At 38.5% G+C, this 11,032-nt stretch carries 6 protein-coding genes and 1 pseudogene; 5 read left to right on the top strand and 2 right to left on the bottom strand.

Going from position 1 to position 11,032, the window contains the following annotated elements; genetic code table 11:
- The 5 genes and pseudogenes from DB42_RS10290 to DB42_RS03015 all read left to right on the top strand — a co-directional run.
- Positions 1–496, top strand: a pseudogene (locus tag DB42_RS10290) (hypothetical protein); the annotation flags it as partial.
- The gene (locus tag DB42_RS03030; protein ID WP_044881681.1) at positions 493–1,476 is read left to right on the top strand and encodes a small ribosomal subunit Rsm22 family protein; all 984 of its coding nucleotides are present in this window, start codon (positions 493–495) and stop codon (positions 1,474–1,476) included. The pseudogene DB42_RS10290 and the gene DB42_RS03030, both read left to right, overlap by 4 nt.
- A gap of 264 nt (positions 1,477–1,740) precedes the next feature.
- Positions 1,741–2,145, top strand: a complete 405-nt coding sequence (gene flgN / locus DB42_RS03025) for a flagellar export chaperone FlgN (RefSeq protein WP_044881680.1) — start codon at positions 1,741–1,743, stop codon at positions 2,143–2,145.
- A gap of 302 nt (positions 2,146–2,447) precedes the next feature.
- Positions 2,448–3,824, top strand: coding sequence for a sigma-54 dependent transcriptional regulator (locus tag DB42_RS03020; RefSeq protein ID WP_044881679.1), 1,377 nt, complete (start codon positions 2,448–2,450; stop codon positions 3,822–3,824).
- A 479-nt stretch (positions 3,825–4,303) separates the two neighbouring features.
- Positions 4,304–5,209, top strand: coding sequence for a hypothetical protein (locus DB42_RS03015; protein WP_044881678.1), 906 nt, complete (start codon positions 4,304–4,306; stop codon positions 5,207–5,209).
- A gap of 252 nt (positions 5,210–5,461) precedes the next feature.
- Here the strand turns inward: DB42_RS03015 and DB42_RS10285 are convergent, their stop codons facing one another.
- Both DB42_RS10285 and DB42_RS10280 read right to left on the bottom strand, forming a co-directional pair.
- Positions 5,462–7,795, bottom strand: coding sequence for a leucine-rich repeat domain-containing protein (locus DB42_RS10285; protein WP_052435940.1), 2,334 nt, complete (start codon positions 7,793–7,795; stop codon positions 5,462–5,464).
- Between the two features lie 419 nt (positions 7,796–8,214).
- The gene (locus DB42_RS10280) at positions 8,215–10,026 is read right to left on the bottom strand and encodes a leucine-rich repeat domain-containing protein (protein ID WP_052435939.1); all 1,812 of its coding nucleotides are present in this window, start codon (positions 10,024–10,026) and stop codon (positions 8,215–8,217) included.
- Positions 10,027–11,032 lie beyond the last annotated feature (1,006 nt).

Below are 11,032 nucleotides of genomic sequence, written 5' to 3'. Positions count from 1 at the left end.
AAAAAATGGCTTAGAAAACTTAGATTTAGGTCAGCCTTTTCTCCAGGATATTTACTATTCATTGCTTAAAGGATGCAACTTGAGCCCGCCTGTAAGCCTAGGAAGTAAGGATTTTAATTTGCCTACCGAAAATATAAATGCTCTGGATAGCAGCAAAATTGGAAAATCTTTAGATGAAAGCTTTGAAGAATATAAATATAATGCTCATACAATTTCCTTGTTGGACTTTGTTACGCTTAACCCGCAAAAGACTAAAATAAGAGTGTATTTAGCCCCTAAAGCTATTCTATTAGCCATTTTTGGAGATCCTTCTACAGTAGAAGAAATCTTGCAACAGCGCATCAGTCTCTACTATCAGGTTAAAAAAGCTGAAGATAATCAGCTAGCCACAGAACAATTTAAACATGCATTTGCGGGGCGTGCTATTAATATGCCAGAAACAATGTTAGATTTTACCGTAACAGCTACAGACCCTCGCCACTATAAGGTACCATGAATCTACCCAACATTTTACAGCAAGCTCTCGAACGTGAGGCCCACACGTTAAGGGGAAGTGCTTTACAACAGGCTACACAAGAACTGAGTGAGCGTTATCGCAATGAGAAGCAACGCCAAAAAATTATGCAAAGCAAGCAACGTTTTGTGAGCAGCCCCGAGCAGCGTATAGCCTACCTACTTTCACGTATGCCAGCAACCTTTGAAACTATAAAATACGTGTTAAATAAATTAAAAGAGCGTTATGAGGGAATCTTCGGCTCTGTACTGGATGTAGGAGCAGGCCCCGGTACTGCCATGTGGGCTGTTTCAGAACTATTCCCTCATACTTGTAAAATCACTCTCCTTGAGCAGGATAACTTTTTAATTTCTTTAGGCAAAAAATTAACCTTGCAAGCTAAGACTTCTTTATTCAGAGAGGCGCAGTGGGTAGAAGGAGATGTTTTAAAACGAGATTGTTTTCCAGAAAGTGATCTAATCGTTGTATCGTATGCCATGGGAGAATGGCCTCAGCCCGTATGGGGAGAGATAATTAAAAAACTATGGAGAAGTGCTAGGCAAGCGTTGGTCATCATTGAACCAGGCACGATGCTAGGATTTCAGGTAGTTAGACAAATACGCCAGCACCTCATCGACTTACAAGCACATATTTTAGCCCCATGCCCCCACCAGCATGCATGCCCCATGGCAGAAAAAGATTGGTGCCACTTCAGCGTTCGCTTAGAAAGATCCCCTTTTCACAAGCAAGCCAAAGGTGCCCTTCTCGGCTATGAAGATGAAAAATTTTCTTATATCATTTGCACGAAAACTGCTACCGCTTTGCCGGAGGCACGTATTTTACGCCATCCTCACAAGCACTCGGGCCATCTAAGTTTTAAGCTCTGCACGCAAAACGAAGGATTGGCTGATAGAATAATTTCACGGCGCCATGGAGAGCTCTATAAAAAAGCCCGTAACTTAGAGTGGGGAGATAGTTTGTAACCTACCCCCTAATTTCTTTTTGATAGCTTCTTATTTGAATTCGGCATAACAATCAAACATGCTATTAAAAATAGTTTTAATTTATTAAAAACATCCCATTTATGGGATTTTATTATTAAATTTTTAGTTATATTTATATAATACAAACAATTGCTTAGCCAACCTGCCGATTAAGTAGATAATTTTTTTTTCATTCTTACTTGAACAAAAACACAAATATTCATAGGCTGTGGAAAAAACTTTTGAAGAAAATTGGCATCTGCTATGGCAAAAAATTTCTCCTCACTTTGCAGCCTCTCGAATGATGAAGCACTTTATCACCTTTTAAAAAAAGAACATGATTATTATAAAGACATTTTAACTCTTACTCATTATGAGCATGAAAAGTTAATTTCGAAACATCCTCCTCAGGAAATGCATTCTCTCCTTAGCAAGAAAAAGGCTTTGGTAGCTTGTATACGCGATATTGAAAAAACCTTAACACCTCTTAAAAAGTATTGGATAAATAAATCTTCCCACGATCCTTCTTCTTTGCAAATTAACGAACTGCTGACTTCTTTATGTGATATTCTTAAAGAAATTTTACAGCTCGATCTAGTTAACCAAAAATTGTTAAAAAATCTTCTTTCCCAGCTCCCTCAGGTGGAGATGGATGATAAAAAAATCTAAATTTATTTTATAAAAAATTTTTAATATAAAGTTGAGACAGGTATAACCCATACTTATAACCCCAAAACAATAAACCTTGGCATAGCTTAGGAAAGGATTGGCTTTTTAAATTTTCCTTTCAGCAGGGCTTTAGAAATAAATGCCAGATATTAAACATACATAGAGTTTATACCTACTCCTTTGCCATTCCTCTGAAAGCTCTTTATTTTAATAAGGAATAGATAGAAGCAAGCGCGGAGCTAAATAGATAATGGATTGTTATTATTAAATAGCCCTTAAAAGGCTTTTACAGGAAAGTTAATATGCCTATTGAAAAAGTACTTATCGTCGACGATGAAGCCTTGATAAGGGATTTTTTAGCCGAAACATTAAGAAGAAAATCTTTAGATGTCACTACTGCTGAGGACGGCCTTAAAGCTCTAGCTCTAATTAAGGAACACCTATTTGATATCGTCATTACCGACATGAAAATGCCAGATTTGACAGGAATTGACTTACTTCAAAAAATTAAAGAAATTTCTCCCCAAACAATCATTATTGTGATAACCGCTTATGGAAGCATTGAAAACGCCGTGGAAGCCATGCGTTTAGGAGCCTACAATTATTTAATCAAACCTTTTTCTCCAGATACCTTAGAAGCAGTTTTAGAAAAGGCTCGTGAGCATCTAACCCTTATCCACGAAAATCATTATCTTCGTCAGCAAGGACCAGGTAGTGCCTCCCAATCTTCAGTGATCGGAGACAGCGTAGCTATAAAAAAAATTATGGAGGATGTGATTCAGATTGCTAAAAGTAATGCTAGCGTATTTATCAATGGAGAGTCGGGTACTGGCAAAGAAGTGATTGCGCAAGCCATCCACTTCCATTCTCAACGGTCCCACAAATCCTTTATCAAGGTTAACTGTGCCGCCATTCCTGAAACTTTGGTAGAAGCAGAGTTTTTTGGCCATGAAAAAGGAGCTTTTACAGGAGCAAATGCTAAAAGATTAGGACGATTTGAGCTGGCTAATTCAGGAACCCTTTTACTTGATGAGGTAACAGAAATACCTATAATTCTTCAGGCCAAGCTTCTACGAGCGATTCAAGAACAAGAATTTGAGCGTATTGGGGGAACAAAAGCGGTTAAAGTGGATGTGAGGATCATTTCGACTTCTAATCGTGATATCAAGGAGTCTATCTTTCATAAACACCTGCGCGAAGATCTTTATTATCGCTTAAATGTCATCCCTATCCATCTACCGCCTTTAAGAGAAAGAAGAGAGGATATCATTCCATTAGCCAGGCATTTCCTAGAAAAATTTTGCAATGAAAACCATAAAGAAAACAAACAACTCTCCTTAGAAGCAGAGAAAAAATTATTAGCTTATCAATGGCCGGGAAACGTACGTGAACTTGCTAATATTATCGAACGAGCGGTAGTGATGGATAGCACCAACAAAGTTTTGCCTGATCACCTATTCATTGATCCTCAAACAAGTTTTAAGCCAGAGAAATTACAAGCGGAAAACAAAGGATTTCCTACAGGGCTTTCCTTACAAGAGCTTGAAAAGCGCTTAATTATTGAGACTTTCCATCAACAAGATAACAACCAAACCAAAACTGCTAAAATTCTAGGAATAAGCACACGCAAGCTACGTAATAAGCTCCAAGAGTATAGTCTTTTAGAATCAGCCGAATAAGGGAAAATTTTAGAACATCTTTAGAAAGAGCCAATAGAGACTTTGTAAAAAAGTTGCGTCATCTGGGCTTGTGCTTCCCCTCTTTTCTTTTCTCCCGAAGAGATTAATACTTTGATAATTTTTCTACTCTACCTTCTAAAAACAACTCTGATTGTATAACCAAAAAAGAAATCAACCTTTTCCCAAACTGACTTCCTCCAACGAGCTTTTTATTAAGTATAGGATTACAGGCTTAAAAAAAACTTACGTCTGTATACCTAACCCTCTAAAAGCTGTTTCTTTAGTTAAGAGAATATTTTTATAGGGTAGATGCTTGCATAAAGAGGAGCGTAAAAGCGTCTTGCATAAAGAGTTGCCAAAAAAGGAATTACTTATTTAATTGGAATTTATTAACAGCTATCGATATAATTTGCTGTAGACCCAGCCTCACTTTTGAATTTCTTCCATATTATTTTATTGAATAAGGAGATATTTCTACCATGCGAGCTATTTTACTGTCTTTACTAGCAGCCGGGGGTTCAGCCTCATCCAATCTGTTTTTCCGCAAGAACTCTCAAAATTCCTCTGCCTCAAACCCTACCACCTACCTCTTAGCTTTTTATTTAACTTCTTTTCTATTTTCCTTTATTCTTTATCCCACTATTTTTTTCGAAAGCCTTAATTTGAAAATGTTAGGAATTGGAGCTCTTGTAGGGCTTTTAAATATAGCGTTAATGTTTTTTACCTCTTGCGCCTTACATAAAGGGCCTGCTGGATTAACCTTTGCCTTTCAAAATACAAGTGCCGTTTTTCCAGGGATGATTTTATTTGCTTTATTTGGCTCGGAAAATGGTTTCTCCTATTCTTATCAAAAACTATTAGGGATTTTATTAGTCATAGGAGGCCTTTTTTTAGGAGCCAGAGGTGAAGCTAAAGGCAGCCTAAAAAGTTTATATCCTTGGTTGAAATATGCTCTTGCTTGCTTAGCTGTTCAAGTGCTTGCCCTAACATTTATGCAAGCACGTTGTGTGATATGTCCTACAGTAGAAACAGCGGCCCCTAGTTATGCCCTTGTCAGCAAAGAGGATGTGAGTTTCATGTTAGGACAATTCGGAGTCGCTTGTCTAATTCAAGCCATTTATTTCCTTCGCCAAATGAATGCATGGACTACCACTACCACAATGTATGGGGTTTTAGCAGGTCTAGCAAATTTTGCTTCCACAGCTTTATTACTCTTAGCCACCAAATGGGCTCTTCCCATAGAGAAAGGTGTTTTATTTCCTTGTTTTGCTGTAGGTACTATCATCGCCTGTAATATATGGGCTAATAGGCTATATGGAGAAAAATTCAATTATACCTCTAATGCCATTTGCGCAGGTGGAATTATACTCAGCCTTCTAGCGTAGTTTTTTCCAAGATGCCAGGCAAAATTTTATAAGTATTATTCTCATCTTTCTTGCGGTATTAAATTTTGCTATTTCTTCTGCCTTGTTCTCTTTCTTAAAAGGACAATAGGCTGCATTTCGCTCTATTGCTCTTCTTAGCAAAAAGATATAATTAAACCTTCTTCAGACAAGCTAAAAAATTTTAGATTTGCTCGAAGATAGGAAAAGTATCTGTCTTCTTCACTATGAAGTTCTAAAGGATTATTTAGTTACTCAACAATGAACCACAGCACTTGGGAAAAGAGACTTGATCTTAGCAGGAAGACCGGTTAGCCGGTTTTGTTGCAAGTTAATACAACCAAGCTGAGATAGCTTTCTCATCTCGATAGGGAGAGCTGTCAGCCGATTTTGTTGCAAGTCAAGGTATCGCAGACAGGATAGCTGCCCAATTTCGGCAGGAAGAGAGGCTAGTTGGTTCCAGCCTAAGCCAAGCTGTTCCAGCTTAGAAAGTTTCCCAATTTCAGCAGGTAGAGCCTCAAGGTGGTTTTGCTGTAAATCTAGCTGTTCCAGCTTAGAAAGTTTACCAATTTTAGCAGGAAGAGCCGTAAGGTGGTTTTGCTTTAAATTAAGCCATGTCAGCTGAGACAGGAGCCCAATTTCAGCAGGGAGAGCCGCAAGGTGGTTTTGCTCCAATTCCAGCGTTTGCAGCTTAGAAAGTTGCCCTATGGCAGCAGGCAGAGTTGTTAGATGATTCTGCTCCAAACGAAGACGTTTCAACTGAGACAGCTGCCAGGCTTCAACAGGTAGAGCCGTTAGTTGATTTTGTCCCACGTTAAGAAACGCTAGCTTGGAAAGCTGCCCGATTTCTGGGGGTAGAGCTGTAAGACGGTTTTGCTCTAACTCCAGGTCCCATAAGTTAGAAAGCTGCCTAATTTCCGCAGGGAGAGAGTTTAGATAGTTTTGGTGTAAGAAAAGCTGCTTTAATTGAGATAGCTGCCAGACCTCGGCAGGAACAGCTGTTAGCTGGTTTTGCTGCAAATCAAGGGCTTCTAGCTTGGAAAGCTGCCTAATTTCCGCAGGCATGGTCGTGAAACGGTTTTGCTGCAAATTAAGCCATGTCAGCTCAGAGAGCTGCCCGATTTCTGCAGGGAGAGTCGTGAGATGATTTTGCTGCAAATCAAGGGTTTCTAGCTTAGAAAGCTGCCCAATTTCAGGAGGAAGCACTGTTAGATGATTATGGTTTAGTCTGAGCTGTTGCAAATTAGAGAGCTGCCCAATCTCCGCAGGAACGGTAGTGAGTTGATTGTCGCCTATGAAAAGCCGTTGCAGCTGAGACAGCTGCCCAATTTCTGCAGGCAAAAAAGTTAAAGTTAAGCCTACCTCATCGATAAAGTCTGTTCCAACAATACGAACATTGATCACATCTTTTCCATGTTCTTTTAGAAACTCTTTTAAAAGCTCTCCTTTTTCCTTTAAAGGCAATGCTTTAATTTTTTCTTCACTTAAATAATCTGTGATCAGGGATAGATCTTCCCAGAGTAAAAAGCGATTAATATTGAGATGATAAGAAACATAGGTCGAAATGTTGAAAACTTCATTGTCTTTATTTTCTCTTTCGAAGTCTACAGGGGAAAGAGATTTAGCCCAGGTTAAGACTTGCTCAAAGATGTGTCTCACCTTTGCTGCAACAGAGAGCTCGGGCTTAATTTTATATACTTGATCCAAAATGCGAGCGCACTCGGTGAGATTTTTATTTTGATGAGGAAAATGGAAATCTATTATTTTTCTGTACAGAGAGGGTATAGGCTCTGGAGAAAGAGCTTGAGTGGTAACAGCTGAAGGTGGAGGAGGCGCTATAGGAGATGAGGGATGGATTTGCTGCAGCTTCTCCAGTGCAAATTCCCTCACCTTTTTATTTTCACCTAATAGATTCTTTGTCCATTGATAGCTTATCTTTTCTTGCTCGGTCAGCTCTTCGCCTTCCTGCCTAATTAGTTCTTCCACTTGGCTCGCAAGCATTTTCTTCAAAGCTAAATTTTCTTGAATTGAGGGTTCTTCTAGAAGGTTAAATAAGAGTTCTATATAGCCTTCTTTAAAGGGGCCCGTAGAGGAAGGTATTTTTTCTTTGCCTTTTTCGCGACAATGGGAAAGAGGCTTTGAAGAGGAATCTGAAGAACGTTTAAGGCAAAACTCTAGGTAAGCTTGAGCCTTTTCATAAGTAGGACTTAAACGCAGAGATTGCAATAAAGCTTCTACAGCTGCTTCATGATTTCCTTCTTCATCATATTGCTTAGCCCGTAGGAAATGTTCTACAGCTTCTTCGCTAGGTTCGTTTTTATGTTCTTCTAAAGGATGGGACTCAGCAATCGCGGCTAGGTCCCTGATCGTATAGTTAGGTCTATGACTTTCAATAAGCTGCCTATCCAAGGGGCAGAGTTTATTACGCGCTAAACATTGAATGGCGGTATCTTCATTAAAAGTATGACCACAAGGAAACAAGGTGACCGCTCGGGTCATCAACTCTCCTGATACAGCATCTTCTATATTTTCTAAAACTGTAGTTCTAAAGTCTGTCTGCTGCCTAGGAATAGGGTCTGAGGGTATCATATAATCTCCTTAAATTTTATTATCAGTGAGCTGATCAGGTCAGGTGTTTTTTAAAGAATTCCCTCACCTATCTTACTTAAAAAAATTAATTCTTCTTATTTCTTAAGCAATTATTCATTTTAAGCGTTTAAATACCTTGCTAGATATGTTATCTAAGGCACTTACAGTTTATTATTAAAGCAAAAGGAATGAATTATTTAATAAAGGCCAAAGATTTATCCCTTTTAAAATAGGCTGGCAAACCAGACGAAAAGGAAGCGAGGCATCACAGTTGCAATTTAGCTTTCCTTTCTGCTAACTTTGAGGCCTGGCAAAGGCCTCGCTCATCTTTTAAGCTTTTTCTTCCCCTTTCTTTTCAATCCACAACATTTTTTATAGGGGATTAGCTAAAAAACACTTCTTACTTTTTTAAACGCATGTTAAAGCGGATTTCCACTGGTTTCAAGTTTTTCTAACTGAGGAAGCTGGCGTATCTCTTTAGGAATAGTAGTGAGCTGGTTTTGACTTAAATCTAGGGCAGACAGCTCACGAAGTTGTCTCATTGTAGCAGGAAGAGCCGTGAGCTGGTTTTGCTGTAAGTTGAGAGTTTCTAACCTAAAAAGATTTCCTATTTCGGAGGGAAGAGCAGTGAGTCGGTTTTGCTTCAAGCTAAGAGTTCTTAGCTGGGATAAATGCCCAATCTCAGCAGGAAGAGTCTTTAGCTGGTTTTGTTGTAAGTAAAGCAATCTTAGTTGAGAAAGTTGTCCCATTGCAGCAGGAAGGGCAGTTAAATGGTTCTGTTGCAAATCAATGCCAGTCAGCAGAGAAAGCTGTCCAATTTGAGCAGGAAGAGCCGTTAGATAATTGTTGCTTAGGGTAAGACTGCGTAGCTGAGAAAGCTGCCCAATTTCGGCAGGTACAAAGGTTAGCTGATTTTGGCTTAAGTTAAGATATTTTAGCCTAGACATTTGTCCAATCTCAGGAGGTAAAAAGGTTAGACCTAAAGCCGTTAAAGTTAGACTAGTAGGGAAGAAGAGTAATGGCTGCTTTTTTATCCACCCTTTTAAAAGCTCTCCTTTTTCCTTTAGAGGCAAAACCTTAACTTCTTCTTGGTTTAAATAATTTTTTCCTCCCTCCAGCTTCTGCCAAAGTAAGAGACGGTTAGTATTTATAAGATAGGAGGTATAATTTGCAAAAGTGAAAGCCTTTTGTTCCTTATTTTCTTCTTCAAACTCTAGAGGAGAAAGAGATTTAGCCAAGGTCAAGAGGTGCTTAAAAATATGCTTCACTTTTGCTTCCGCAGAAAGGCCGGGTTCAATTTTATAAATTTGATCCAAAATACGAGCATGCTCGATATGATTTCCACTTTCATAAGGAAAGTGAAAATTAATTATCTCGTTATAAAGAGAGACCATAGGTTCTGAAGAAAGAGCTTGAGTGCTAATAATGGAAAGCTGAGGAGGGATTAGAGAAATTGGAGAAGGCTGCTGGTGAATTTGCTGTAACTTTTCTAGGGCAAATTGCCTCACCTTTTTATTTTCACCTAATAAATTTTTTGTCCATCGATAGCTTACCTTTTCTTTCTCAGTCAGTTCTTCACCCTCCTGACTGATCAGCTCTTCTAATTGGTTTTCAAGCATTTTCTTTAAAGCTGGATTGGCCTGAATTTGTGGTTCTTCTAGAAGGTTAAATAAAAGTTCATTATAGCGTTCTTTAGAAGATTCCGGAGAAAAAGACAATTTTTCTTTATCTTTTTCGTTGGGAAGTGACAATGGCTTTGAAGAGGAGGATGATAAAATCGAAGAAGGAGCACTTGAGGAACATTTAAGGCAAAACTCTAGGTAAGCCTGAGCTTTTTCATAAGTAGGGCTTAATTGTAAAGCTTGCAATAGAGCTTCTATAGCTAATGTATGATCTCCTTTTTCAGCACTTTCTTTGCCCCGTAGGAAATGTTCTACAGCTTCTGGGCTAGGTTCGTGTTTATGTTCTTCTAAAGGATGCGACTCGGCAGTATCGACTAGGTGTCTGATGGTGTAGTTGGGTATATATCTTTCAATAAGCTGCCTATCCAGGGGACAAAGTTTATTACGCGCTAAACATTGGATAGCGGTATCCTCATTAAAAATATGACCACAAGGGATCAAAGTAACAGCTTTAGTCATCAGCTCTCCTGATACAGCATCTTCTATATTCTCTGAGACTATGGTTCTAAAGTCTGTTTGCACGCTTGAAATAGGAGTAGAGGGTATCATATAAGCTCCTTCATGGTAGGATCAGCTAGTTCATTAGGTCAATATATTTCTTTTTAAGGCTTTGGCATGGCTTTTATATGTATAAGATTTAATCCTTCCCTCTTTTTTAAGCAATTTTTATTTTTAATGTTAAAAAGGATAAAAATGAAGTTTATGGGCTAATTATACCTTTTAAAGAAACTACATCTGCATCACCTAAAAAAGAAATCAACCTTTTTCCAGGCTGGATCTACCCGTAAAAACAAGCTTTTTACTAAGTATATGATTACATAAAGAGTTGCTCCAAAGCGTATTATAAGCTGAAGAGCCAAAATGATTATAGATTGACCAAGGTTGTGAATTACCCTTAACCTTTACAAATAATAGAAAAAATCGGATGAGTCTGCTGGATGAGGTAAGCGGTCACGGGGGATATCTCTACTTAAGGTATTGAAGCTAAAGAGCTACTATAAATCAGAAAGGGCAGTAAATAGAAAAAAAAGCTATTTGCGAGCATTTTTGACATTGCAGATGCCCGCAGAATCGTGTCTAAAGCTGGGCATACCTCGTGACCGCTTACAATATTCTATCTTTTTTTTCCATCTAAATACAATGCGCCGATATTTTCTTTGCAGCTATGATATTGATCGTTCAGCTTGAAACCTCATTCTTTTTAAATGAGATCTAGCCCCCTTAGCGATTTTTTCCAGGCTTTGCCATCCATCGCTCAAAGTAAAAGCTTCTCATTTTACAGCTTATCTCTTAAGTATTCTGCATCCTCTCCTTTTGCTTTAAATGCAGAAAAAAGTCCTTGTCGATTTTTATTGTTTCGAAAGGATGCGGATCTTTCGATTAATTAGAGTTTCCATCATCTGATGTCCATCTCTATGGGTAGCAACCATTCTCAAAAGTTATAAGCAAACTCTTATTTTCTCCTAATAAAGGGGGGTGGCTCCTTTTCCTTCATATCCATAAGATATCTCTCGTCTTTCTCTTTTTCCTCGTTGAAAGAAACATCGGCTGTTAA

Source organism: Neochlamydia sp. EPS4, from assembly GCF_000813665.1.
Taxonomy (GTDB): domain Bacteria; phylum Chlamydiota; class Chlamydiia; order Chlamydiales; family Parachlamydiaceae; genus Neochlamydia.
Note: the sequence above shows the minus strand (reverse complement) of the source record. Positions and strands in the feature narration are given on the sequence as shown.

What these genes read in the sequence shown, in the direction of transcription:
- DB42_RS03030 (WP_044881681.1), top strand. Translation starts at nt 493, where the DNA reads ATGAATCTACCCAACATTTTACAGCAAGCTCTCGAACGTGAGGCCCAC.
- flgN (WP_044881680.1), top strand. Translation starts at nt 1,741, where the DNA reads ATGGCAAAAAATTTCTCCTCACTTTGCAGCCTCTCGAATGATGAAGCA.
- DB42_RS03020 (WP_044881679.1), top strand. Translation starts at nt 2,448, where the DNA reads ATGCCTATTGAAAAAGTACTTATCGTCGACGATGAAGCCTTGATAAGG.
- DB42_RS03015 (WP_044881678.1), top strand. Translation starts at nt 4,304, where the DNA reads ATGCGAGCTATTTTACTGTCTTTACTAGCAGCCGGGGGTTCAGCCTCA.
- DB42_RS10285 (WP_052435940.1), bottom strand. Translation starts at nt 7,795, where the DNA reads ATGATACCCTCAGACCCTATTCCTAGGCAGCAGACAGACTTTAGAACT.
- DB42_RS10280 (WP_052435939.1), bottom strand. Translation starts at nt 10,026, where the DNA reads ATGATACCCTCTACTCCTATTTCAAGCGTGCAAACAGACTTTAGAACC.